This is a genomic window from Chryseobacterium sp. AG844 (assembly GCF_003182335.1).
GTDB lineage: Bacteria > Bacteroidota > Bacteroidia > Flavobacteriales > Weeksellaceae > Chryseobacterium > Chryseobacterium cupriresistens.
The window spans coordinates 205,702-229,695 of sequence record NZ_QGTV01000004.1; the positions used below are offsets into that span (position 1 = coordinate 205,702).

The 23,994-nt window shown below is 36.7% G+C and carries 23 protein-coding genes; 6 read left to right on the forward strand and 17 right to left on the reverse strand.

The features are described from left to right. Positions 1-80: 80 nt before the first annotated feature. The 3 genes from DEU40_RS06535 to DEU40_RS06545 all read left to right on the forward strand — a co-directional run bounded on the left by DEU40_RS06535 (position 81) and on the right by DEU40_RS06545 (position 2,077). Positions 81-1,052: an ion channel gene (locus tag DEU40_RS06535; protein ID WP_110009091.1), complete on the forward strand. Its 972-nt coding sequence runs from the start codon at positions 81-83 to the stop codon at positions 1,050-1,052. Further along, positions 1,052-1,540 carry a YkgJ family cysteine cluster protein gene (locus DEU40_RS06540; protein ID WP_110009092.1) on the forward strand — a complete coding sequence of 163 codons (489 nt, stop codon included), beginning with the start codon at positions 1,052-1,054 and terminating at the stop codon, positions 1,538-1,540. Before DEU40_RS06535 ends, DEU40_RS06540 begins: the two co-directional genes overlap by 1 nt. Before the next feature lie 234 nt (positions 1,541-1,774). Then, entirely contained in the window at positions 1,775-2,077 is a 303-nt protein-coding gene (locus DEU40_RS06545) for a hypothetical protein (RefSeq protein ID WP_110009093.1), read from the forward strand. Between the two features lie 57 nt (positions 2,078-2,134). On the opposite strand, the gene DEU40_RS06550 is transcribed toward DEU40_RS06545, so the two are convergent. The 5 genes from DEU40_RS06550 to DEU40_RS06570 all read right to left on the reverse strand — a co-directional run bounded on the left by DEU40_RS06550 (position 2,135) and on the right by DEU40_RS06570 (position 7,137). Continuing rightward, positions 2,135-2,368: an iron chaperone gene (locus tag DEU40_RS06550; RefSeq protein WP_262510393.1), complete on the reverse strand. Its 234-nt coding sequence runs from the start codon at positions 2,366-2,368 to the stop codon at positions 2,135-2,137. Positions 2,369-2,658: 290 nt separating this feature from the next. Then, positions 2,659-3,345 carry a hypothetical protein gene (locus DEU40_RS06555; protein WP_110009095.1) on the reverse strand — a complete coding sequence of 229 codons (687 nt, stop codon included), beginning with the start codon at positions 3,343-3,345 and terminating at the stop codon, positions 2,659-2,661. Positions 3,346-3,677: 332 nt separating this feature from the next. Next, positions 3,678-5,036, reverse strand: coding sequence for an NADP-specific glutamate dehydrogenase (gdhA, locus tag DEU40_RS06560; RefSeq protein WP_062673086.1), 1,359 nt, complete (start codon positions 5,034-5,036; stop codon positions 3,678-3,680). A gap of 190 nt (positions 5,037-5,226) precedes the next feature. Then, positions 5,227-6,336, reverse strand: coding sequence for a DNA-processing protein DprA (gene dprA / locus DEU40_RS06565; RefSeq protein WP_110009096.1), 1,110 nt, complete (start codon positions 6,334-6,336; stop codon positions 5,227-5,229). A 33-nt stretch (positions 6,337-6,369) separates the two neighbouring features. After that, positions 6,370-7,137: a rhomboid family intramembrane serine protease gene (locus DEU40_RS06570; protein WP_110009097.1), complete on the reverse strand. Its 768-nt coding sequence runs from the start codon at positions 7,135-7,137 to the stop codon at positions 6,370-6,372. Between the two features lie 249 nt (positions 7,138-7,386). Between DEU40_RS06570 and DEU40_RS06575 the strand changes: the two genes are divergently transcribed. Together DEU40_RS06575 and DEU40_RS06580 are read left to right on the forward strand one after the other, a co-directional pair. Next, positions 7,387-8,313: a DUF3078 domain-containing protein gene (locus tag DEU40_RS06575; protein WP_110009098.1), complete on the forward strand. Its 927-nt coding sequence runs from the start codon at positions 7,387-7,389 to the stop codon at positions 8,311-8,313. 228 nt (positions 8,314-8,541) lie between these two features. Further along, positions 8,542-9,465: a DUF3078 domain-containing protein gene (locus DEU40_RS06580; protein ID WP_110009099.1), complete on the forward strand. Its 924-nt coding sequence runs from the start codon at positions 8,542-8,544 to the stop codon at positions 9,463-9,465. A 72-nt stretch (positions 9,466-9,537) separates the two neighbouring features. Here DEU40_RS06580 and sufD read toward each other — a convergent pair whose 3' ends face one another. From sufD to DEU40_RS06600, 4 genes are all read right to left on the reverse strand, one after another. After that, a complete protein-coding gene (sufD, locus tag DEU40_RS06585) occupies positions 9,538-10,845 on the reverse strand; it encodes a Fe-S cluster assembly protein SufD (protein WP_110009150.1) in 1,308 nt (435 codons plus the stop codon). 158 nt (positions 10,846-11,003) lie between these two features. Next, on the reverse strand, positions 11,004-11,747 hold the full coding sequence (gene sufC / locus DEU40_RS06590; protein ID WP_110009100.1) for a Fe-S cluster assembly ATPase SufC: 744 nt from the start codon (positions 11,745-11,747) through the stop codon (positions 11,004-11,006). Positions 11,748-11,979: 232 nt separating this feature from the next. Next, positions 11,980-13,428 (reverse strand): Fe-S cluster assembly protein SufB, encoded by a 1,449-nt coding sequence (gene sufB, locus DEU40_RS06595; RefSeq protein WP_062673097.1) that lies wholly within the window; start codon positions 13,426-13,428, stop codon positions 11,980-11,982. An 81-nt stretch (positions 13,429-13,509) separates the two neighbouring features. Next, positions 13,510-13,839 (reverse strand): HesB/IscA family protein, encoded by a 330-nt coding sequence (locus tag DEU40_RS06600; RefSeq protein WP_062673099.1) that lies wholly within the window; start codon positions 13,837-13,839, stop codon positions 13,510-13,512. Between the two features lie 296 nt (positions 13,840-14,135). Here DEU40_RS06600 and DEU40_RS06605 point away from each other — a divergent pair, with 296 nt between their 5' ends. Then, the gene (locus DEU40_RS06605; RefSeq protein WP_110009101.1) at positions 14,136-14,996 is read left to right on the forward strand and encodes a GLPGLI family protein; all 861 of its coding nucleotides are present in this window, start codon (positions 14,136-14,138) and stop codon (positions 14,994-14,996) included. Positions 14,997-15,056: 60 nt separating this feature from the next. Here DEU40_RS06605 and DEU40_RS06610 read toward each other — a convergent pair whose 3' ends face one another. The 8 genes from DEU40_RS06610 to DEU40_RS06645 form a co-directional block, all read right to left on the reverse strand. Further along, the gene (locus tag DEU40_RS06610) at positions 15,057-15,920 is read right to left on the reverse strand and encodes a neutral zinc metallopeptidase (protein WP_110009102.1); all 864 of its coding nucleotides are present in this window, start codon (positions 15,918-15,920) and stop codon (positions 15,057-15,059) included. A gap of 65 nt (positions 15,921-15,985) precedes the next feature. Next, positions 15,986-18,064 carry an LTA synthase family protein gene (locus DEU40_RS06615; RefSeq protein ID WP_110009103.1) on the reverse strand — a complete coding sequence of 693 codons (2,079 nt, stop codon included), beginning with the start codon at positions 18,062-18,064 and terminating at the stop codon, positions 15,986-15,988. 169 nt (positions 18,065-18,233) lie between these two features. Further along, positions 18,234-18,752, reverse strand: a complete 519-nt coding sequence (gene ribH / locus DEU40_RS06620; protein WP_110009104.1) for a 6,7-dimethyl-8-ribityllumazine synthase — start codon at positions 18,750-18,752, stop codon at positions 18,234-18,236. 3 nt (positions 18,753-18,755) lie between these two features. Beyond that, positions 18,756-19,463 (reverse strand): hypothetical protein, encoded by a 708-nt coding sequence (locus tag DEU40_RS06625; RefSeq protein WP_062673110.1) that lies wholly within the window; start codon positions 19,461-19,463, stop codon positions 18,756-18,758. Positions 19,464-19,702: 239 nt separating this feature from the next. Continuing rightward, positions 19,703-20,239 (reverse strand): adenine phosphoribosyltransferase, encoded by a 537-nt coding sequence (locus DEU40_RS06630; protein ID WP_110009105.1) that lies wholly within the window; start codon positions 20,237-20,239, stop codon positions 19,703-19,705. A 3-nt stretch (positions 20,240-20,242) separates the two neighbouring features. Next, positions 20,243-21,439 (reverse strand): hypothetical protein, encoded by a 1,197-nt coding sequence (locus DEU40_RS06635; RefSeq protein WP_110009106.1) that lies wholly within the window; start codon positions 21,437-21,439, stop codon positions 20,243-20,245. Positions 21,440-21,553: 114 nt separating this feature from the next. Next, positions 21,554-22,570: a hypothetical protein gene (locus tag DEU40_RS06640; protein WP_110009107.1), complete on the reverse strand. Its 1,017-nt coding sequence runs from the start codon at positions 22,568-22,570 to the stop codon at positions 21,554-21,556. Between the two features lie 84 nt (positions 22,571-22,654). Further along, positions 22,655-23,986, reverse strand: a complete 1,332-nt coding sequence (locus tag DEU40_RS06645) for a quinol:cytochrome C oxidoreductase (protein WP_110009108.1) — start codon at positions 23,984-23,986, stop codon at positions 22,655-22,657. Between the last annotated feature and the right edge of the window lie 8 nt (positions 23,987-23,994).

Sequence of the window (23,994 nt, forward strand, 5' to 3'; positions counted from 1 at the left end):
TGTTGAAAGAATGAGCTGATCATCAACTGGCTTATTGGTAGAGGAAAATCATCATATAATAAAGTCAAAATGATTATCAAATGACAGGAGGATTCAGAAAAAAGATCCGTCAGAAAAATGCGGAGAACAGCGGCTTCGGAACCAATGCATCCGGAAGGTTCATCAATAAAGACGGTCTCCCGAATGTTCAGAGAAGGGGAGTGAATGTTTTTAACAGGCTAAGCTGGTACCACACCATGCTGAATCTCTCTTCATTCCGTTTTATATCTTATCTGGTTATTGCTTATATTATCATTAATCTTTTGTTTGCAATGATCTATTATCTGATTGGTGTAGAGCATCTTACCGGAATTGATAAGAGTGATCCGCTCAATGAATTTATCGATGTCTTTTTCTTCAGTTCCCAGACATTTACTACGGTTGGATATGGAAGAATAGCTCCTGTAGGCTTTTTGGCAAGTCTTGTTGCCACATTTGAAGCTTTTCTGGGATTGCTTACCTTTGCCATTGCAACAGGGCTTTTCTACGGAAGATTTTCAAGACCCCGGGCATATCTTAGATTTTCTGATATAGCAGTTATTGCTCCTTTTCAGGAATCTTCAGCATTAATGTTCAGGCTTGCTCCCTATAAGAATAATGCATTGACGGATGCAGATGTAATCGTGTCGGTTGCTATTGAAGTTGTGGAAAACGGAATTGTCAAAAGCAATTTTTACCGGCTTACAACACAGATGAGTAAGATCAATACACTGGCCCTCAACTGGACTGTAGTGCATAAGATTGATGAAAACTCCCCGTTTTATGGCTTTTCCGAAGAGGATTTTAAAAATACGGATCTTGAGCTTATTGTGCAGGTTCGTGCATTTGATGAAGTATTTTCAAACACTGTGGTTCAAAGATCTTCTTATACTACGGGAGAAATTGTATATGGGGCCAAATTTGTTCCGATGTATTATCCAAATAAGGAAAACCTTTCAACAGTACTGGATCTGGATAAAATCAATGAATATAAGAAAGAAGAGCTTCCGGAATCAGTGAGAAATAAAGAATAATGGATTTAGATTTTTATAAAAAACAGGCGATACAAAAGCAGAAAGAGCACAAGAAATTTCTGGACGGATTGAAGAAAAAACCGCCCAAAAATCTCGATTATATAGTGCAGGAGACCCATGATGAAGTTTTTGAGGAAATTGACTGCCTGCAGTGTGCCAATTGCTGCAAAACAACAGGCCCGCTTTATACTGAAAAAGATATTGAGCGAATTGCCAAGCATCTCCGAATGAAGTCCGCAGACTTTGAAGCAAAGTTTTTAAGAGTGGATGAAGATAATGACAAAGTGCTGCAAAATCTTCCCTGCTTTTTCCTGAACAACGATAATACATGCTCTATATACGATGTAAGACCAAAAGCCTGTCGTGAATATCCTCATACAGACCGTAAGAAGATTTATCAGATCAATAACCTGATGCTGAAAAACACGGTAATCTGCCCGGCGGCATTTGAATTTGTAGAAAAAATGATGAAAAATGTGGCGAAGTAAGCCTAAGGCGGGGAGCTGGATGATGGAAGCAGGAAGCTTTCATCGTTGATCATAAAACTGTTATTTCTACTCTAAAAAACTTCAGCCTCCAGCATTACTCTTCCAGCAAAATCATCCGGACTCATTTTTGCAAATTCCTCTTAAATAATTATAAAGTACGTTAAATAAACTTTTTACGCATAATTTTCTAAATGATGCTTCGTTTAAGTTAAACAATCATTTAAATATTACATTATGAAAAAGTTATTTTTAACGGCAGCGTTTACATTAGTCGGAGTAATCGCAGTATCAGCACAGTCAACACCACAAAAGCCAGCCGATACTTCTACTAATAACCCTACGACAACTCAAACCCAACAAACGAATACGCAGACTACAAGTCCTGCGGATCCAAAGAATCAACAGGACAAATCACCTGCCACTACAATGGAAACTGCACCGGCAACTGATCCGTCAGTAAGTACAACACCTACTGATGCAACAAAGCCTGCAGATACTCCTAAAGAGGAAAAGAAAGACAAAAAGAAGAAAAAGTAAGCACTTTAGCAAACACTAGTCGGATCCTGAAATCTTGTATTTCAGGATTTTTTTTGTTCAAATTTCTTGTGCCCTGAACAGGATGATCTTAATGATCAGATCGAGCGGAAGATTTTCATGAATTGGAAATTGCACGGCTCCTTTAGAGAATTTATATTTTCTCTCTTTAAAATCTGTTTCAAAAGTACGGATGCCTTCAGCTCCCGGATAGAATCCGATATGCTTTTTATATCCGGCAAAATAAACCAAAGGTTTTCCTCTGTACCGGAAGGCGGGCATCTGATATCCAATATGTTTTTAGATTGATGTATGTAGCAGTCTGGCTACAAAAGGCTCCTAATGCTAAAAAAAGTACTACCAATAAAGAATGAATAAAAAACAAAAGCTTGATGCATCAAACTGGAAGATGGTAACCAAAATATACAATAATAAAAGAAAACATAGTCATGTCATGCGATAAACGTCTGAATCAGATGCACAACAAAGCAGGCCAAATATTAATATATAACAATAAATATAGTTGTGAAGTTATTCTAACAACTATATTTATTGTTTGATAATGATGCCATTAATAAGCAACCCTATACTTCCTCCACTAGAATATAAGTTCCAACGGAATTTCTGCTAGGAGCACCGGAAACATAATATCCTGCATCTCCTGAACTGATTCCTCCGTATCTCACCTTCAATTCTACATATCCATTACCGGCGGGACCTGTAGTTACAATAACAATAGGAGGTGTTACCCCGCCATCATCAAAACCTTCTGTTGAAGATTCAGTATATCCTTGCGTAGTTACTAGGGGCTTAGCATCTCCTCCTGTCGAAAATAAAGAGGTTACATAACCCGGGGTATTAGCACTTGTGCTGGTTGTACTACCTCTGACACCAATATATCCGGTTATTTTAAATGCTTTATTAGGAGGTAAATAGATACGGTCTTTATTGTTGTTTAAGTGTAGCTTATCAGTATTTATCCCTGTTACAGACCCGTCGTAGATCACATTATAATCCGTTCCTTTGGATGCAAGCAATTGAGGGACATTTTTAGAAAGTATTGCAAACGTTTTTTTCCTGATAATATCTGGATTACTGCCCATTAATTTATTTATGTTTACTTTTTGGAGAACACCATTTTCATCTGAAGTAACGATATACTTTGGAGGTGTAGAGATACTGTCAATGGTTCTGATTCTTGCATCACCAGCTATATCAAGAGTAGCTGTGGGTGTAGAAGTGTTAACCCCGACCTTGCCATTTTGGGACATTGCAAATTGAGAAATACTTATAAAAATAAGTGCTTTTAATTTTATCATATGTGTTATTTTTCACCAAATATAGATAAATTTTTTTTACCGAAAAGAGAGAGTATCGCAAATACTATGTATCACATAGTATTTAGAGGGTACTATATCAGTAGTAAGTTGTTTTAGGTAAAATAACAGTTGAGAAAAAAGATAAAATTCAAAATTTTGAACATAAAAAAAGACCGCTCTTTTGAGACAGTCTTCTTCCTTTCACTTTTTACTTTTCCCCATTATCCCGGGAACAGGCTATATCAAAAAAGGTCGGGAATTTCTCCCAACCTTTGTTTTTTTTGTTACACCACTCCTTGAGCCAACATTGCTTCTGCTACTTTTACGAAGCCGGCAATATTTGCACCTTTTACATAGTTTACATAACCGTCTTCGTCTTTTCCATAGTCTCTGCAAGCTTTGTGGATACCGATCATGATTTCCTTTAATCTTGCGTCAACTTCTTCAGAAGTCCAGTTCAGACGGATAGAGTTCTGGGTCATTTCTAATCCTGAAGTCGCAACACCTCCAGCATTGGAAGCCTTACCAGGAGAGAATAATACTTTATTGTCTAAGAAATAGTTGATCGCATCTAGTGTAGAAGGCATGTTAGCCGCTTCAGTTACACAGATACATCCGTTTTCAACTAATTTTCTTGCATCATCTAAATCTAATTCGTTTTGAGTTGCAGAAGGGAAGGCAACATCACACTTCACATCCCAAGGACGTTTTCCAGCGTGGAATTCAGCAGATGGATATTTTTTAGCATAGTCTTCAGCTCTATTGTTTCCTGAAGATCTAAGTTCTAATAAATAATCGATCTTTTCTCCGCTGATACCATCTTTATCGTAGATATATCCGTCAGGACCAGAGATTGTTACAACTTTAGCACCTAGTTCAGTTGCTTTTTTGATCACTCCCCACGCTACGTTTCCGAAACCTGATACCGTTACAATTTTATCTTTGAAATCCTGTCCGATCGTTTTAAGCATCTGCTCAGCGAAGTATACTACACCATATCCTGTAGCTTCAGGACGGATTAATGAACCTCCATACGCAAGACCTTTTCCTGTAAGAACACCGGTAAATTCGTTTCTGATTTTCTTGTATTGTCCGAATAAATATCCGATTTCTCTTGCTCCAACACCGATATCTCCTGCAGGTACGTCTGTTTCAGGACCAATGTGCTTGCATAATTCTGTCATGAAAGCCTGGCAGAAACGCATTACTTCCATATCAGATTTTCCTTGTGGATCAAAATCTGAACCTCCTTTACCACCTCCCATAGGAAGAGTTGTCAAAGAGTTTTTGAATACCTGCTCGAAAGCAAGGAATTTAAGAACGGATAAGTTGACAGTAGGGTGGAAACGGATTCCTCCTTTGTATGGTCCAATAGCAGAGTTCATCTGAATTCTGAAACCTCTGTTAACCTGAATTTCTCCTTTATCATCAACCCATGGAACTCTGAAAATAATAATTCTTTCAGCTTCAGCCATTCTTTCAAGCAGCTTCATTCCGGTATATTCTTTTTTAGTAGCAATGAATGGAATTACGGTTACGGCAACTTCTTTTACAGCCTGTAAAAATTCCGGTTCGTTAGGATTTTTTGCTTCAATTTTTGCAATAAACTCTTGGATTTTCTGGTCAATATTATATTGTTCCATATATTAAGGTTGAATATTATTGTCAACAAATTTAATTTTTTTTTCAAGATTCACAACACTATATTTTAACATTGTTAAAAATTAAATAATAATGTTTCGTAATATTATTAAATTGATAATTTATGTTCAAATTTTATTAAAAATGAAATGTTATGTGTGAAATAATGCAGTATTAAGAAATCGTTAAATCTTAAATTGCGATGAATTGTCTCCCGGAAAATGATTTTACTTTCCCTAAAAGTTCCAATTCCAAAATTATTGGTAAGATTTTGTGGGTAGGAAGATCAATTTTCTGTGCCAGATCATCTAAAGAAATCTGAGGCTGGTCTTTAATAGATTGATATATTAAGTTTTGATTATCAGATAATTGGGTAATAGTCTCACTATAAGGAAATAACTCTTCCATTTTTTCTTTGGGTTCATTTAATCCAAGGAGTACGATAAGATCTTTCACGGTAGAAATGGCTGTCGCTTTATGATGGAAAATCAGTTGATTACAACCCTGGCTGGAGCTGTCCGTAATTTTTCCGGGCAGTGCAAAAACATCACGGTTATAATCATTAGCAAAGGATGCTGTGCTTACAGAGCCTCCTCCAAAACCGGTTTCCACTACAATCGTTGCCGGAGATATTCCAGCCACAATTCTGTTTCTCTGGATGAAGTTTTCCCGATCCGGTTTTCTGGATGAACTAAACTCTGTTATTAATGCACCACCTTCCAGTAAAATTTTTTCAGAAAGTTTTCTGTTTTTGGCGGGGTATAAATACTTAAAACCATGGGCAAGAACAGCCACGGTAGGTTTTTGATGACGAATAGACTGTTCGTGAACCTCTTTGTCGATTCCCAAAGCGAGACCGCTCACCGTTATATATTTTGAAGATTGTGTCGCTTCGAAAAAATCGTCAAGGAACTGTTTCCCATACACTGTCATATTCCGGGTTCCTACAATACTTACCTTAGGCTGTGCATGCTCAATATTCCCTTTTTGATAAAGAATAGCGGGAGCATCATTACATTCATTAAGCAGGGAGGGCGTTTCTTTAAGGTGTTTCAGCCTGATTTGAATATTATTTTTTTCGCAAAAATTTAATTCATCTTCTGCGAAATTCAAATGAGAATTATTTCCAATATCCGAAACCGTTCTCTGTCCTATTCCATCTAGCTTTTTATATTCTTTTCTGGCTCTTTTCCAGGCCTCCTGAGCGCTTCCGAAAGTTTGGACAAGTTTATGAAAATGAATGTCGCCAATCTGGCTGCACTCGCGGAGGGCGATGGCATAAAAGTATTCTTCGGAATTCATGTGTGTTTTTTTTCAAATGTAATGAAATAAGTTTTATCTTTTTCTTAATTCATCCAAATGATCCCAGATATCATCCTTTTTCTTATAGGGAAGTTCCATAAAATCTTCAGGATGATTTTCCCTGTATTCCTGCCATAATTTATCATCCTTTTCGCTGTAATAATTCGGAAACTCCCAGATAAATTTTTTCTTCTTTTCTCCCACATTTTTAAAGGCAAAGGCGATAATACTGCCTACTACAGCTCCGGAAAGATGGGCCTGCCATGAAATTTTACTCGGTTCCTGCATGTTGTAGAACAGTTCCTCCGGAAGCATTCCCCATACCAGACTGCCATAATAAAGTACAACAAGCATTGAAATCGTAAGAAGTTTTGTATTCCATTTAAAAACTCCGCTGAAGAAAAGGAAAAAGGCAAGCACATATACCACACCGCTGGCCCCGATGGTGCAGGTGTACATATATTCACCGGTGAGGATATCAATAGGAGGAAGAAGCCATACCAAAAGGCCTGTTGCCAGCCAGCCGATAATAAAGACTTTATTGGCAACTACTGGATAAAACTGATACAGCAAAAACATAAGTGCTGCTATCGGAATAGAGTTTCCTATAATATGATCGATATTTCCATGTAAAAGGGGAGATGTAACAACACCAAGCAATCCTTCAGGCAGAAGAGGAATAATGGCTCCAAAACAGCTTTGAAAGAAGCCCTGCATTTGTAAAAAGTACCCGAACCACATTGCTGAAAGCATCAGCAATGGATAGATAACCGCTCTTTTGGAAATTACATTTTTGAACATGTGGATTTTACGTCAAATCAAAAGCCAATGATAAATTTCGGAAAATTTGTCGATGAATAAGTTTCTACCGGCCTGATTTTAAGACAAAAGGTATTAAATTTAACTTTTGAACTCATTATTTGGCATTGATTTTATAGAAATATCTTGTTATGAGGTAATTGAACTTTATAGAAATTGGTTCTTTTAAAGCTGAATTTAGCTTTAAAAAAAATTATATTAATATTTTTGCATTGAAAATTATTTAGAGTAATGAAGAAGTTTTTATTGATTCTTTCCTGCTTTATGGGAATGTATGCAAGTGCACAAGAAGAATTGAAAAAAGATTCCGCAGTGATAGACACCATAAAATACTGGTCGGTTTTAGGAAAAAACACATTAATGATTAATCAGGCTGCCTTTTCAAACTGGGTAGGTGGAGGAGCCAACAACGTAGGTTGGCTTGCGGGCATCAATTACAACCTCACTTATGAAAAAGACAATGATCTATGGGAGAATATCATTATTCTGGGGTATGGACAGAATGATACTAAAGGATTGGGAATAAGAAAAACGCAGGACGTTATCAATGTTTCTACCAATTATGGGAGAAAATTCTCAAAAAGCTGGTATTTTTCTATGGGTGCGGGGTTACAATCACAGTTTGCTGCAGGATATGAAGACGGGAATAATCCTGAAGCCAAAAAGATATCAAATTTTATGGCCCCAGGTTTTCTAAACGTCGGGATGGGGATCACATACAGACCCAATGATGATCTTACGGTAACGTTGCGTCCTACCAATGCCAGATGGATAATTGTATCGGACAAAAACCTTCAGACTGCAAAAAGCTACGGGTTAAAGAATGACGGCGATTCTTCTTTATTACAATTCGGTTTTCTGGGAACAGCAATGTACAAAGTGAAAATAATGGAAGATATTTATTTAACCAATACGGCGTCTGTATTTTCGAATTACCTTGATCACCCGGACAGATTAGTCCTTGCCTATGGAGCTTTACTGAACTTAAAGGTAAATAAATACATTTCCTCCAATGTAACTGTAGATTTACTCTACGATCATAATCAGGTAGAAAAAACCCAGCTGAAACAAACGCTTGGAATCGGATTTGCCTACACACTGGCAAATGGTGTAAAACGTTCTCATCGCAAAGACAGCCAGTGGTGGATCAAAAAATAGTTTAGAAAATTTATATTATAGTTAAAAAACACTTCAGAAATGAGGTGTTTTTTCTTTATAAAATTCTGTAATTTTAAGTTGACTTAAGTTTGATTAGTAATTGTTTTATTTTTAAGTCATTTAATTTCAGTCGTTTATGTGTGTATTTTCAGTTGTGTTAAATTCATTTTAAAGTGAATTTTATGATGGCATAAATTATTATTTATACATTTGTAATAAATCAACATTATGAAAAAACTTTTATTGATCAGTTCTATCTCTTTTGGAGCTGTAGCATTCGCTCAGGAGGCTAAGACAGAAGCTCCGGCATCAGACACCATTAAGGCATGGTCTATTCAGGGACAAAATACATTAATGCTTAATCAGGCTGCCTTTTCAAACTGGGTAGGTGGAGGAGCCAACAATGTAGGCTGGCTTGCTGGCGTTAATTACAACCTGACGTATGAAAAAGGGAAAGATCTTTGGGAAAATGTTATTATTCTGGGGTACGGACAAAATAATACGCAGGGAACGGGAGTAAGAAAGACACAGGATGTTATTAATCTTTCTACAAACTATGGTAGAGAATTTGCCAAGCATTGGTATTACTCAGCAGGGGCAGGTTTCCAAACTCAGTTTGCCGCGGGATATGAAGATGGAAACAATCCTAATGCTAAAAAGATTTCTAATTTTATGGCTCCTGGGTTTTTAAATGTAGGTGCAGGTGTTACATACAGACCCAATGATAATTTGACAGTAACTTTACGTCCGGCTAACGCAAGATGGACTTTTGTTTTGGATCAGGATCTTCAAACCGCAAAAACTTATGGTCTTAAAAATGATGGAGATTCATCACTTTTCCAGTTCGGTTTCCTGGGGACAGCAATGTACAAGCTGAAGATTATGGAGAACATAACCTTGCTGAATACGGCTTCTGTATTCTCAAATTATATTGATCATCCGGACAGGCTTGTCCTTGGATATAGCGGTGTTTTGAGTATGAAAATCAATAAATATATTTCTACCAACGTTACTTTGGATCTTTTGTATGATCATAATCAGATATGGAAGACTCAGTTGAAGCAGACATTGGGCGTAGGATTGGCTTATAATTTTGATAACGGTAAGAAACGTTCAGAAAATAAAGATAACCAAAGCTGGTTGAAAAAATAAAAGACACACAATCTGTAAATACAATAAAAAAGCACTTCATTTGAAGTGCTTTTTTATCAATATATATAAGTTTTAAAATTCTATATCAACTTCTAATTTCTCAGCCAGCAGCTTTGAAATTTTCTCTTTTAGAGGCTCAATATCAATGTTTTGCATTGCATCATTCGCGAAAGCATATAAAAGTAATGCCTGAGCTTCTTTTTTAGAAATTCCTCTTGCTCTAAGGTAGAATAAAGCATCTTCATTCAATTGTCCTACTGTACATCCGTGAGAACATTTTACATCGTCTGCAAAAATTTCTAACTGAGGCTTTGTATCAATACTTGCCCCTTCACTTAGCAATACATTGTTGTTTTGCTGGTAAGCATTTGTCTTTTGAGCAATTTTGTCCACAAAAACTTTTCCGTTGAAAACTCCGTGAGCATTCCCATCAAAGATTCCTTTGTAGTTCTGGTAACTTTCACAATTCGGGAAGTTGTGGTGAACTGCTGTATGGTGATCTACCAACTGATCTTTCCCGATAATGGTAATTCCGTTCATGAATGAATTGATATTGGATCCGTTATGAATAAAATCAAGGTTGTTTCTTACCAGTTTACCTCCGAAAGAGAATGTGTTTACCGTAGTTAAGCTGTCCTTCTCCTGTTTTGCGAAAGTATTATCGATAAGATAGGTTGTGTTGTTATCGTTCTGAAGTTTGTGCCAGTCAGCTTTCGCATTCGGGTATGTAAAGATCTCTGTTACAGAGTTGGTCAATACATAAGTACTGTCAAAATTATGGTGGCTTTCAATCACTTCTACTTTTGCTCCTTCTTCTACGATCAAAAGGTTTCTGGTATTGTAGAATGTGTTTTCTTCCTGATTCTGAGAAATATAAAAAACGTGGATTGGCTTTTCAATCACTACATTTTTAGGAACTTTAAGGAAGAAGCCATATTTGCAGTAAGCAAGGTTCAGGTTCGTAAAAGCCTGTTCTTTAGAAGCAATGGTATTGAAATATTTTTCAAAAACCTCCTTATGTTTCTCATCATTCAATGCATAATTGAATGAAAGGAACTCCACATTTTCAATAGAAACTTTAGAAAGCTCTTTGTGAAGTTTACCGTTTACAAAAACAATCCAATCAAAATTCTCTTCACCAAGATGCAGTTCATCAAACTGCTCTTTAGTGATATTGTGGTGCTCTTTCGGGAAGAAGTTGTAGCTTTTTTCCGTGATCTCCTTTAGATTGGTATATTTATATTCTTCGTCTTTTTTAGTAGGAAAACCAAAGTTTGCAAATTTTTGAAGCGCTGTTTTTCTTTCCTCATCCAGAAATCTGTGACGAAGACTCTCCAAAAATTCACTATGGTTCTCTATAATTTGTTCTTTTAATGCCATTACTGGTATGTCTGTGGTTTGCACCATTTTTTCTTTTTTTTGAACTAAAATATTGTTATTCCGAGGAATAGGAATCCAATTTTTACTTTAGAGATTCATATTTGCTGCACTTCATAAATGGTTGCCATAATTTCAAATCTCAAATAGTAAATTTCAAATTAATTTAAAAGCCAGTCGTAACCTTTTTCTTCAAGTTCTAATGCTAAAGATTTATCACCGGTTTTGATGATTTTCCCGTCTGCTAACACGTGAACGAAGTCAGGCTGAATATAGTTAAGCAATCTTTGATAGTGGGTAATCAGAAGAACTGCATTTCCTTCATTTTTGAAGTAGTTTACTCCATCTGCAACGATTCTTAAAGCATCGATATCCAATCCTGAATCGGTTTCATCAAGAATAGCCAATTTCGGATTAAGCATCATCATCTGGAAGATCTCGTTTCTTTTCTTTTCACCTCCGGAGAATCCTTCGTTCAATGATCTTGAAAGAAAATCTTTTTTGATTCCCAGTTTTTCAGATTTCTCACGGATTAGTGCAAGCATTTCTTTTGCCGGCATCTCTTCCAGTCCGTTTGCTTTTCTTGTTTCGTTTAAAGCGGCTTTGATAAAGTTCGTTACAGAAACTCCTGGAATTTCTACAGGATACTGGAAAGAAAGGAAAATTCCTTTGTGAGCTCTATCTTCAGGAGCATCTTCGCTGATGTCCTGTCCGTCAAAAAGGATCTCTCCACCAGTCACTTCGTAATCTTCTTTTCCTGCGATTACAGAAGAAAGGGTAGACTTACCAGCTCCGTTTGGTCCCATGATAGCGTGAACTTCGCCCGGCTTTATTTCAAGATTAATCCCTTTTAATATTTCTGCGCCATCTTCAATTTTGGCGTGAAGGTCTTTAATTTGTAACATTCTTGCTAACTTTTGCTTTATAATTGTGTGAGCTTCTCATTGTGTATTCACTTTGTCTTTAACTGAAGTATTTCCTCAGCGGACATAGAAGCTTTTTATATTTTATTTTACTAATAATCTCCTGTGAAGATTACAATTTATTTCCCGTTGATAACGGTTGATCATCTGATAAAAACTCTGAAAACCTTGCCTTTAAATCAGTTGGTTTTTATCTGAAAATCCTTTTAAAAGATTAACCTACCGAACCTTCTAGTGAAATTTCAAGTAGTTTCTGTGCTTCAATAGCAAATTCCATTGGAAGTTTATTTAAAACTTCTTTACTGAAACCATTTACAATCAGAGCAATAGCTCTTTCTGTGTCAATACCTCTCTGGTTACAGTAGAAAATCTGGTCTTCCCCGATTTTTGAAGTCGTAGCCTCGTGCTCTAACTGTGCCGTAGGGTCTTTGATTTCAATATAAGGGAAAGTATGAGCTCCACATTCATTACCCATCAATAAAGAGTCACATTGTGAAAAGTTTCTGGCTCCTTTTGCAGAAGGCATTACTTTTACCTGTCCTCTGTATGAGTTTTGTGATTTTCCGGCAGAAATACCTTTTGAAATAATCGTTGATTTGGTATTCTTTCCAATGTGGATCATTTTTGTTCCTGTATCTGCATATTGGTGGTTGTTGGTTACCGCAATAGAGTAGAACTCTCCGATAGAATTGTCTCCTTTTAAGATACAAGAAGGATATTTCCATGTTACAGCTGAACCTGTTTCAACCTGTGTCCAGGAGATTTTTGCATTTCTTTCGCAAAGTCCTCTCTTCGTTACAAAGTTGAATACACCTCCTTTACCTTCTTCATTACCCGGGTACCAGTTCTGTACCGTTGAATATTTAATTTCAGCATTATCTAAAGCGATAAGCTCTACAACCGCTGCGTGAAGCTGGTTTTCATCTCTTGACGGTGCTGTACATCCTTCAAGATAAGATACATAACTTCCTTCATCAGCTACAAGAAGCGTTCTTTCAAACTGTCCTGTTCCTGCCTGATTGATACGGAAATAAGTAGAAAGTTCCATCGGGCATTTTACTCCTTTAGGAATATAACAGAAACTTCCGTCAGAAAATACTGCGGAATTCAATGCTGCATAGAAGTTATCTCCTCTCGGAACTACTTTTCCAAGATATTTTCTTACCAAATCAGGGTGGTTTTTAATAGCCTCAGAGATCGAGCAGAAAATAATTCCTTTTTCTGCCAGTGTATCCTGGAAAGTGGTTTTCACAGAAACTGAGTCCATTACGATATCTACAGCAACTCCTGAAAGTCTTTTTTGCTCTTCGATATTAATCCCTAGCTTTTCGAATGTTTTCAATAGTTCAGGATCTACTTCGTCAAGGCTTGCCAGTTCAGGCTTTACTTTTGGAGCAGCATAGTAACGGATTGCCTGAAAATCCGGTTTTTCATATTTGATATTAGCCCACTCAGGCTCTACCATTTTTTGCCAGATTTTGAAAGATTCCAATCGCCATTCAGTCATCCATTCCGGCTCTTCTTTTTTAGCAGAGATCGCACGGATGATATCCTCGTTTAAACCAGTCGGGAAGTCTTCATAATCAATCTTCGTCTCCCAACCGAATTCATATTTTTTATTTTCTAGATCGACTCTTAGATCGTCTTCTGTATATTTACTCATTATTTTTTTTTAGGTTTCAGATTAGATTTCAGAAGTCAGAATAGCTCTGAGGTCTGAAATCTAGGATCTAATGTCTTTTCTCTAAAGACTAAATGATTCCCCACATCCACATGTTCTGGATGCATTCGGGTTGTTAAAAACAAACCCTTTTCCGTTCAATCCTCCTGAATACTCAAGAGTTGTTCCTGCTAAATAAAGGATGGATTTTTTATCTATAATAATTTTAATGTTATTATCTTCAAAAATCTGATCTGTGTCTGTTTTTTCGTTGTCAAACTTTAAAACATACTCTAAACCAGAGCATCCGCCGCTTTTTACCCCTACTCTTATATAATCTTCAGCAGGGTTAAAACCATCTTCCGTCATTAACTGGATGGCTTTCTCCTTTGCATGGTCTGATACTTTTATCATTGTATTTATTTAGAATGATTTAATGATGCAAAAATACAAACTAATTTCCGCAATCTCAAATCGAAGATGTCTATTTTAATGATTATGATATTAATAGCAATTTATCAGAGGATAAATGATGTTAAAAAAAGATAAACTGAGCCGTTTTCTGTTAAGGTTTTATTCATAATTTTAACCTTGAATCGTACTTTAAATCTATAAGGAAGACATATAATCAAGCAATAAGGGAGAAAACTTGTCAAAAATAAAGTACAATAAATCTTTCTTTTAATAATGCTCAATAAATAAAAATATAAATGAAAAAAATAGGTATTATCGCATTGGCGCTCTTCATACAGAATGTTTCTGCACAAACCAACAGATTCGTATATCAGGTGACGATGAAGCCTGATGCTGAAAATAAAACAGATATCAAGACTGAAAATGCTTATCTGGATATTTCTCCGGAAAAATCAGTGTTTTATTCTGAAAACAGAATCAAAAGAGATTCTATTATGCAAAAAGCATTTCAGAGCGGAGGCGGAAGAGCAAGCATCAACAGAGATCAGATGGAAGGATTGAAAACGAATATCAGCTATTCCATTGAAAAAGATAAAACCAATCAAAAGACCTATTTTAAAGACAGAATCGGGCGTGATCTCTATTCGTATGAAGAAGACAGACCACTGAACTGGAAAATAGAGTCAGAAACGAGAAAAATAGGCGAGTATAAAGTTCAGAAAGCTGAAACTGATTTTGGTGGAAGAAAATGGACGGCATGGTTTACAACAGATCTTCCTTATCAGGATGGACCTTATAAGTTCGGAGGACTTCCGGGGTTGATTGTAAAAGTGGAAGATGATAAAGGAGATTATTCTTTTGATCTTATGAAAAACTATAAAATTGCTGAGTTTCCGGCTTTGAACCAGTTTGGAAATACTTTGAAAGTAAAAAGAACAGATTATATCAAACAGCAGCAAAAATTTAAAGCTGATCCGATGTCGTTTATGAGCCAAAGTGGCAGTGGACAAGGTGGATTTTCTAATACAATAAGAATAGGCGGAGGCGGAAGAGGCTCCGGCGGCGGAAACCAAAATCCTGCTGATATGAGAAAAAGAATGGAAGAAAGGGTGAAAGAAGAGGCTAAGAAAAATTCTAATCCGATCGAATTGCAATAAATAAAAAAGCGGTCTTGACTTAAGACCGCTTTTTTATATCATTATAATTTTTGATAAAAACTATTTTAATAGCTGGTTGAAAGTATCACCCTGTCTGATATCTCCGGTGTTGTACCCTTTCATAAACCATTCTTTACGCTGTGCAGAAGAGCCGTGGGTAAAACTTTCCTGATTCACATATCCCTGTGCTCTTTTCTGAATATTATCATCGCCAACCGCTTCGGCAGCATCTATGGCAGACTCAATATCTCCGGGTTCCAGAATATGTTTGCTGTCATTGGTTCTTTTTGCCCATACTCCGGCATAGAAATCAGCCTGTAATTCTGTCGCAACGGATACTCTGTTCATCTGCTCTTCGGAATATCTTCCGCTTCTTCTTAGCGCATCCACTTTCTGTGTAGTTCCCAAAAGGGTCTGAACATGGTGTCCTACTTCATGCGCAAGAACATAAGCTACCGTAAATTCTGTTACTTTAGCTCCGAATTTTTGCTGAAGCTCACCAAAAAAACTCATATCCATATAGACTTTCTGATCCGCCGGGCAATAGAATGGTCCCATGGCAGATTGAGCCGTACCACATGCTGAAGATGTTGTATTTTCGAAAAGAACTACCTGAGGAGCACTGTAAGTCATTCCATTTTCCTTAAAAATCTGATCCCAGGTAAGAATATTCCATTTGGCCATCATATCAACCATTTCTCCAACTTGTTTTTCATCGGCAGTAAGCTCTCTCTGTTCTCCGGAATTTCCTGAAGGCTGCATGCCTCCGGAATTCAAAATACCGGATGGATCACCACCCAAAAAGAATACGATGGCTGCTATAATTAAAGTTCCGAGTCCGCCTCCTACAATCATACCGCCACTTCCGCCTCCTGAACCACGGCGGTCATCAACGTTTCCGCCTCTGTCGTCTGTCCATTTCATACTAATAAATTTATGGGTTAATTTAAATATTTTACGCCAGATTATAAGCGAAAATATTTAGATATTTATCTGTTGAGTTGTTTTGTTTTTAGCCAGTAAGAGGTAGACTGATAAGCTGATACAGCATCATCCACCAGTTTCTGATCTGGATTTTTTAATAATTTCTCGTTGTAATACAGTTTAAATTCCGGTTTCAAATCGCTTTTTTCCAGTTCCAAAGAATATTGTTTTACCTTTTTTACCGGCGAAATAATGGTCAGACGTTCACTTTTGATAAAGCCAAGATCCTGATAGGTCGCCACATAAGCTTTAGGCTGGAATTCCGGTTTGAATACATCCTGACCCAGGAATTTAGACTGATAGCTGAAGTTTAATAAGCCCAAAACGGTCGGCATTATATCGATCTGAGACATCAGCGCATCAAATTTCTGAGGCTGAATAAATCCTTCAGAAAATACCATAGCAGGAATTCTGTATTTATCCATCGGAAGTTCCGTTTTTCCCGCACTGGATGCACAGTGGTCTGCGATGATCACAAAAACTGTGTTCTTATACCAATCCTGTTTCTTAGCCATATCAAAGAACAGCTTAAGAGAGTAATCTGTATATTTTACACCGCCTTCACGGGATTTTGCCGTTCCCGGAATATCAATTCTTCCGTCAGGATAAGTAAAAGGTCTGTGGTTGGAAACCGTCATCCAGTGATTGAAAAACGGTTTTCCTGACTTGGCTTCAGCATTCATTACCTGAATAGCTTTTCTGGCCATATCTTCATCAGCAACGCCCCAAACATTGGCAAAAGTAATTTCTTCAGGTTTAAAGTTATTTCTGTCTACGATACCATAGCCGTTTCCTCCGAAGAAGTCCTGCATATTATCAAAATAGCTGTATCCGCCATATAAAAATTTAACATCATATCCTTTGGATTTAAAAACACTTCCGGTTGTGAATTTATTTTTATTATCATCTCTCTTGATGACACTTTCCCCTGCAGTTGGGGGAATACACAATGTTAAAGCTTCCAGTCCGCGTACCGTTCTGTTTCCGGTTGCATACAGATTGGTAAACATGAGTGATTTATCAGCAAGACTGTCCAGGAAAGGAGTAATTTTTTGGGTATTGCCATAATGTTCCATGAAATCTGCAGAAAGACTTTCAATGGAGATCAATACTACGTTTTTCTTCACTTCAGGCTGTTCTGCAACAACAGCTCTTGATAAAGTAGGTTGTGGATACTGGCTTAAGAAATTCTTTTCAGCCTGCTGTTGGTTAATCTGTGAATAAAACTGGAAATAATCCAGTTCATTATGGGTAAACGCCCAGTAGAACTTAGGAATTCCGTTGGCTTCAATTTCGTCTGCGAAAACATTGTCTGATCTGATTTGCATCAAGGAAGGTATGGCCAGTGCACTCAACGCACAAAGTACCATAAAACTACCCAGCAGCACCATTTTTTGTTTAAAATCTGGTAGTTCCAGAAGCTCATCTTTTGTTTTCTTATAAATAAACCATGTGATGACCAGGGTAACAATCATGATGGCAGAAAACAGCGGAATAACCGGATAGCTTTCCATGATATTCCCAATCACCTCATTGGTATAGATAAGATAATCTACAGCAATAAAATTATAACGAACTCCAAATTCATTATAGAAGAAATATTCACTTACCCCGTTGAAAATAATCAGAAGAACATATAATAATAACGTTATGAAATATAATGCATTACGAATCTTAATTCTTTGTCTAGGAAGGAACAGCATCAATCCGAAGAAAAGCGTCTTTATTCCTACGAAAACAAGAGCAATCTCCATGATAGAACCTCCGTACTGCTTGAAAATATTATTCGGAACAAGCCAGATGTAAAGGAAGAAAAGGACTAATGCTCCCAAAATACTATAACCGTAAGGCTTTTTATATTTTGAATCGGAAAGAAAGAGAAAGTAAAGGGCGAGAATGGAGCTGGCCAATATGAACACAAAAATGTCATTCACCAGACCGATCAACAAAACTTTTACGACTTCAAAAAATCCGAAACTAGCGGTAGTGATGGGATGAAAAAAGAATACTATCCTTATTATCAACGAAATAATAAGATAGAAAATTCCTAAATACAGGAAAGGTTTTATTTTCTTTAAAAACATGTATTGACTGTCTTTATTAATTTTCACAAAGATAGTTTTTGTAGGGAACTTTTGACGGAAAAAAAGAAAAACATCCTTTTTATTAATAAGATTTATGAATTATTTATATACTTATAAAAAAGGGACTATTAAAAAATAGCCCCATTATATTGTCGAAATACATCGTTGATTAAGAGTGTCCGAAACCGATATTTCCTTTTTTGTCGGATAATTTCTTTTTGAAATCAATCATCCTTAGCGCAGTAACGGCTGCTTCCACCCCTTTGTTCCCAAGATCACCACCACTTCTTGCAATAGATTGTTCTTTGGTATCATCTGTTAATACACAGAAAATAGTAGGGGTGTCCGTCATGATGTTACAGTCTTTGATTCCCTGCGCTACTGCAGAGCATACATAGTCAAAATGAGGAGTTTCCCCACGGATCACACATCCGATAGAAATTACTGCGTCATATTTTCTCTCTTTGCAAAGCTGCATGCTTGCATAGCTTAATTCGAAAGCTCCTGGTACAGGGAAAAGTTTGATGTTTTCAGGTTTTACCCCTTCTTTTTCAAGGATTTCCAAGGCTGCATTACGAAGATTGTAGGTTACAAAATCATTCCACTCAGAAAAAACAATGCCGATAGAAAAATCTTCGGCATTCGTTATATGAAGTGGCTTGTAATCGGAAAGATTAACTGTTGCCATTTTTTAATAATATTTAGTCATTTCGATATAAGAATCAGACATTCCGTTGTCGTAGTCCTGATATTTCTCGTCAATTGCAGAGAAGTATTTTTTAGCTTCTGCATTTTTCTTTAATCCTAAAGCAACAATACCTGCTTTTCTTGTAAAATAATACGTTGTATAAGGATCATCAGATGCTGTAGCAGCCTGATCTAATAAGGACAGAGCTTCATCATTTTTGTTAAGACCTGATTTTGCATCAGCCATTGCTCCATACTTCATTGCCATCAAGGTTTTGTTTTTGGAAGAGAATTTATCCAAAAGATCATATGCTTCCTGGAATTTTCCTTCTTTGAATTTTAATAAACCAGCATTGTAAGCAGAAAGTTTACCAATTTCAGTAGAAGAATATTCATTAGCTGTACCTATAAAACCAGGATTAGCTGCAGATTTTCCACCTAAGGCATCTTTATCTTTACCTTCTGTAAGGTTTTTTTGAGCAGCAAGGAAACTTTTTACAGCTTCAGTGTTCTTTGGAGCAATCACAAATTGCTTATAAGCAAAGAATCCTAAAACTCCTAAAATCAAAGCTCCGAATACAAAACCAAGCGGCTTTGAATACTTTTCAACAAATCTTTCAGTGTTTAAAGCCTCTCTGTCAAGGTCTTTAAAGAACTCAACCGTTTCTTTACCTTCTTGCTCGTTCTGAGCACTCTTTCCCAATTTTGCCATAAGTTTTTAAAAATTGAAATGCAAATTTAATTGTTTCTGAGAGATTTACAAAATACTTTGTGAGTATTATTGACGAAATCTTGTGAATTGTTAATGGTTAATGATGAATTTATTAAAAAAAGATGCTTCGACCTTGCCCGGCATGACATTTCTAATACTATCTGTTTTAATCTCACAGTAAATTATTAGCCATTGTCATGCCGAGCGGAGCCGAAGCATTTATCTTGTTAGGATCAATCTTAATAACTTAAAATATGGTAGATCTCTGCCCCGAATTTCTTCAGTTTTTCATCTCCATTTAAGCCTTGTAAACCGATAAGGAAACTGAACTGTGAAACTATTGCGCCTTGCTTTTCTACTAATTTGGCAGCAGCTTCAGTAGTTCCTCCGGTTGCCAGAAGATCATCATGAATCAAAACTCTTTGTCCGGGTTTTATCTGCCCTTCACGGGTTTCTATAATAGCGCTTCCATATTCCAGGTCATATGTTTCTGAAATTACAGGAGGAGGAAGTTTTCCGGCTTTTCTGATCAAGATGAATGGAACTTCCAATGCTACAGCAATTGCGATCCCAAAAAGGTATCCGCGGCTTTCAATTCCGCAGACTGCATCTATTTTCCCTTTACTGAAGGCAACAAGATCTGCAATAACGTCTTCATAAAGTTTTGGGTTTAAAAAGATGGGTGAAATATCCTTAAACTGTATTCCAGGAATCGGAAAATCTGGAATATTTTCAATTGTTTCTTCTAATTTCTTGATCAGTTCTGCTGAAGCCATTTATTAATTGATTTTATAGCTGGAAATTTTCCAGTCTCCGTTTACATTTTTAAGCCCGAAAGTTACTTTTAAAGAAGTTGTCTTCCCGCTTTTATCCGTCACATCATAAGTGGCGTTTACACTTGCACTGTTGGCAGTGGTACCGTTAGTTGTAATATTTTTTACACTTACATTCTTCACCGATCCAAAACCTGAAGTAGGATTTGAGAAAGACTCATAACTTCCCCAGCTTGGATTGCTTGCCGTTTCGTAAGCTGCTTTTAAATTCTGAGAACTTACATTGTTCAGAAACTTGCTTACCGTATTCTTAGGATCTGCTGTGGGCTGCTTTGGAGCTGCTGGTGTAGCAGGAGTAGCTGTTGGATCAGTCGTTGCTCCAGGTGTAGCTGCAGGATTGTTTGGATCCACCACTGCACTTGGCTGTTCTGTCACCGCGGTTGAATCTGTTTTTGGAATGGCAGGTACTTTTAAGGCTGCAGCATTCACATCAAGTCCGATTTTTGACATTTTGAAAGTTTTTGCCGTAGTTTTTACGGAAACCGTGATGTCAATTTTATTATCTACCACTTTTGAAGCAGGGATAGATGAGAATTTTAAATTGAATCCTTTAAAGTTATTATCCTGCATCAGGTTTTTAGCTGTAGCTAGTCTTACCCCATTGCTGAACACTTCAAGAGTTGCTTCAAGGCCGGCTCCTGTAAAAGATACCGGATTTCCGGCGGCATCTACAAGTCTCGGAACAATCTGAATGGCCGTAGGCGCTCCGGTTCCGTCATCTCCTGTAGGTCTTGTCACAAGGCTTAATGATCCTGCTTTCACATCATTAGGATCGCTTTCTTTTGCTTTATCATCCCCGAAGATATTCATTTCTCCCAGTGATGGTGGGGCAGTACTTGCCCATTCAATTCCGTTTTTTTGAGCCACTTCATCAGCCAGAGCCATGATTTCAGGAACTTTTTTCCCATTGATCAGTTTTCCCAGGGCTTTTAGCTCATTGATATCACCGTCTGCCTCTACTCCAAATGTTTTAAGGATATAAAGAGCTTCATTAAACTTAATCTGCTTAATGGTAGGTAAACTGGAAGTCATATCATTGATACTTGACTGCAGTGTTTTAGTATTCGTAGCATCTACATGATCTTTCTTGCATGCTGTAAAAAGCAACAGACTGAAAACAAGTAGAAAAGAAAACTTTTTCATTTTTATTTGGTTTGTTGCAAATTTAATAAAACCTTTATTAATACTGGATTTTATTTTCACTTTATGTTTTATGACTTATTTTATTTCTTTATCACAGGAGCCATAATCTTATTTTTACTTTTTGTTGGGTTGTTCTTTTAAGTCTCCTTTAAAAAAATTGCTGAAGATAGTCTGCATATTCGGGAATGAAGAATCCTGCCAGTAAGAAGTTTTGTAATTACTGTTTTCTTTATCAAATTTTACTTTTTCAATATCATTGTCGTTGTTAAAGCTAAGTTCTGTAGGATAGAAATTTGTGTAAACGGCAATCTGATTGTATTCGGGTTCGCTTTTGTGTTTAAGCTTAACAAAAACAAGTTCATTGTATTCAAGAAAATCTTTCAATGTCTTTTCTGATCCTTTTTCAAAGGACATATTCAAAATGGTTCTGATATCATAAAATCGATATCCGAAGAATGAAAACTCTTTTTCCTGAAGTGCTCCTCCTGTTACTTCAATCTGATCTTTACGATCGCCTTTCAATTCTCTGATGATATTTCTTTTTGTTTTGTATTCGTCCGGATTTCCTACATTTTTAAGTTTTGGGATTTGCAGAGAGTTCCCATAATCCCATGATGAAGTTTCTTTTTTCTCGTTTTTAGAGTCTGCCAGTCTGAAAACTCTGTATTGTTCTACATTGGAGCTTTTCAATTTTTTTGTTTTATTGTCAAAAATGTAAATTACAATTCCATCGGCATAGCTGTTAAGCTTATTGTTTACCGTTACATAGGCGTTAAAATTTCCCTTAATGAAAATATATTTTGCCGGTTTGTTATTTTTGATAACGACAGTTTCAATTTCCTTTACCTGATCATTGATTTTTATAACGGATTGATCAAAGTCTGAGTAAGATAAGGTGGCCACCGGAAAATTATTGTAGATAAGCTGAAATTTTTCCTGGGAAGGCGAGAGGGATTGTTTGTCTATCTTACCTTCAATATCAGAATAGGCTACAATAGTTCCATCTTTCCCAAATACAGAAACTCTTGGAAGAGGGTTGTTATTTTTTTCAGAAACAAAGGTGATGGTCTGAACCTGAATAAAACTACATAGCAAAAGGAAGAATGTGTAAAGACAAAGTTTTGTTTTCATAGTAAGTTTGTTGATTGATGTGCATAAAAAAAGACTGATCGTTTTAACAATCAGTCTTTTATCATTTTATTTTGTTACAAGTCCTTAGAAAGGATACTCATAAATTTCAGATTCGTGTAAGAATGGGTTTCCTGTAGGAATCAACTTCAGTTTAGATAAAGCTGAAAGTACAGTAAACATAAATAATCCGGCTACGAATAAGATTGCTCCAAGGATTAACAAGAATACTTCAGGAGTGTTCCAGTATGGTCCTACCGTTCCCGGCATTACCATGTTGAAGTAGTCTAAGATGTGTCCTAAGATTACTACTACTGCCATTGTAGTAACTACTTTGTAGTTTCTCTTGATGCTGCTGCTCACTAATACCAATAATGGTAATAAGAAGTTGATGATCAACATTGGTAAGAAAGTAGGAGAGTAGTGCTGGAATCTACCGAAGAAGTAGTTAACCTCTTCCGGAACGTTGGCATACCAGTACAACATGAACTGAGCAAACCATGTATACGTCCAAAGCATACTTGTAGCGAAAAGGAATACCCCTAAATCGTGTAAGTGGTTGTCATTGAACTGTGGTAAGAAACCATTTTTCTTAAGATAAACACTTAATAGAATGATTACAGCGATACCACTTGAAAGGCAGCTAACCATTGAATACCAGATATACATTGTAGAATACCAGTGAGGGTCAATAGACATCAACCAGTCCCAAGCCCAAGCTGCAGAAGCAAATCCGAAGAATGCGATATAACCTACTGCCCATCTGTAAAGCATTTGATACTCTACTTTAGATTTAGTTTCGTCTACTTTCTTAGACTGAGCTTTTAATTTCCAAGCAAAGAAAGAAGCACCAATCACATAGATTAAAGTTCTTACTGCGTAGAAAGGAATATTTAAGAATTTTTTCTTTTCGAATAAGATCACATCAAAATGCGGAGAATCCGGGTTTGTCAATTCAGGGTCCATCCAGTGGAATAAGTGACCATTATGAGTGATGTTTAAGATCATAAGGATTACCAGGATTGCACCACCATAAGGGATATAAGAAGCAATAGCTTCCATTACTCTTGTAATGATGATCGGCCATCCTGCGTGGGCAGCGTGCTGAATAGAATAGAAGAATAATACGCAGCAGCTTACTCCAAAGAAAAATACAGCTACAAAATGTATTGCTGCTAAAGGCTGGTTGTGTACCTGCAATGTAGCATACTCAAGGTGAGCCGCGTGATCCTGAGGTCCAACCATTTCACTTGAGTGTGTAGGAGCAGTATGACCTGAAGCATGAACAGCTTCCATCATTTGTTCTATTTTCTCAGTAGAAATTCCTTTGTTCAAAAAGAAACCAATACCGAAAAGAACTAAACCTACAACAAGAAGTATTATAGAAGTTGATTTTAATTTTGGTGAAAAACTATACATTTCTTTTC

Bases quoted from the DNA above. Each gene is read 5' to 3' on its own strand.
- dprA (WP_110009096.1), bottom strand. From the start codon at position 6,336: ATGAATTCCGAAGAATACTTTTATGCCATCGCCCTCCGCGAGTGCAGC.
- sufD (WP_110009150.1), bottom strand. From the start codon at position 10,845: ATGGCATTAAAAGAACAAATTATAGAGAACCATAGTGAATTTTTGGAG.
- DEU40_RS06645 (WP_110009108.1), bottom strand. From the start codon at position 23,986: ATGTATAGTTTTTCACCAAAATTAAAATCAACTTCTATAATACTTCTT.
- DEU40_RS06580 (WP_110009099.1), top strand. From the start codon at position 8,542: ATGAAAAAACTTTTATTGATCAGTTCTATCTCTTTTGGAGCTGTAGCA.
- sufB (WP_062673097.1), bottom strand. From the start codon at position 13,428: ATGAGTAAATATACAGAAGACGATCTAAGAGTCGATCTAGAAAATAAA.
- DEU40_RS06600 (WP_062673099.1), bottom strand. From the start codon at position 13,839: ATGATAAAAGTATCAGACCATGCAAAGGAGAAAGCCATCCAGTTAATG.
- DEU40_RS06615 (WP_110009103.1), bottom strand. From the start codon at position 18,064: ATGTTTTTAAAGAAAATAAAACCTTTCCTGTATTTAGGAATTTTCTAT.
- ribH (WP_110009104.1), bottom strand. From the start codon at position 18,752: ATGGCAACAGTTAATCTTTCCGATTACAAGCCACTTCATATAACGAAT.
- DEU40_RS06555 (WP_110009095.1), bottom strand. From the start codon at position 3,345: ATGTCCCAAAATGGCAAGGTCGGGGTTAACACTTCTACACCCACAGCT.
- DEU40_RS06535 (WP_110009091.1), top strand. From the start codon at position 81: ATGACAGGAGGATTCAGAAAAAAGATCCGTCAGAAAAATGCGGAGAAC.
- DEU40_RS06545 (WP_110009093.1), top strand. From the start codon at position 1,775: ATGAAAAAGTTATTTTTAACGGCAGCGTTTACATTAGTCGGAGTAATC.
- sufC (WP_110009100.1), bottom strand. From the start codon at position 11,747: ATGTTACAAATTAAAGACCTTCACGCCAAAATTGAAGATGGCGCAGAA.
- DEU40_RS06635 (WP_110009106.1), bottom strand. From the start codon at position 21,439: ATGAAAAAGTTTTCTTTTCTACTTGTTTTCAGTCTGTTGCTTTTTACA.
- DEU40_RS06630 (WP_110009105.1), bottom strand. From the start codon at position 20,239: ATGGCTTCAGCAGAACTGATCAAGAAATTAGAAGAAACAATTGAAAAT.
- DEU40_RS06605 (WP_110009101.1), top strand. From the start codon at position 14,136: ATGAAAAAAATAGGTATTATCGCATTGGCGCTCTTCATACAGAATGTT.
- gdhA (WP_062673086.1), bottom strand. From the start codon at position 5,036: ATGGAACAATATAATATTGACCAGAAAATCCAAGAGTTTATTGCAAAA.
- DEU40_RS06625 (WP_062673110.1), bottom strand. From the start codon at position 19,463: ATGGCAAAATTGGGAAAGAGTGCTCAGAACGAGCAAGAAGGTAAAGAA.
- DEU40_RS06570 (WP_110009097.1), bottom strand. From the start codon at position 7,137: ATGTTCAAAAATGTAATTTCCAAAAGAGCGGTTATCTATCCATTGCTG.
- DEU40_RS06540 (WP_110009092.1), top strand. From the start codon at position 1,052: ATGGATTTAGATTTTTATAAAAAACAGGCGATACAAAAGCAGAAAGAG.
- DEU40_RS06575 (WP_110009098.1), top strand. From the start codon at position 7,387: ATGAAGAAGTTTTTATTGATTCTTTCCTGCTTTATGGGAATGTATGCA.
- DEU40_RS06610 (WP_110009102.1), bottom strand. From the start codon at position 15,920: ATGAAATGGACAGACGACAGAGGCGGAAACGTTGATGACCGCCGTGGT.
- DEU40_RS06640 (WP_110009107.1), bottom strand. From the start codon at position 22,570: ATGAAAACAAAACTTTGTCTTTACACATTCTTCCTTTTGCTATGTAGT.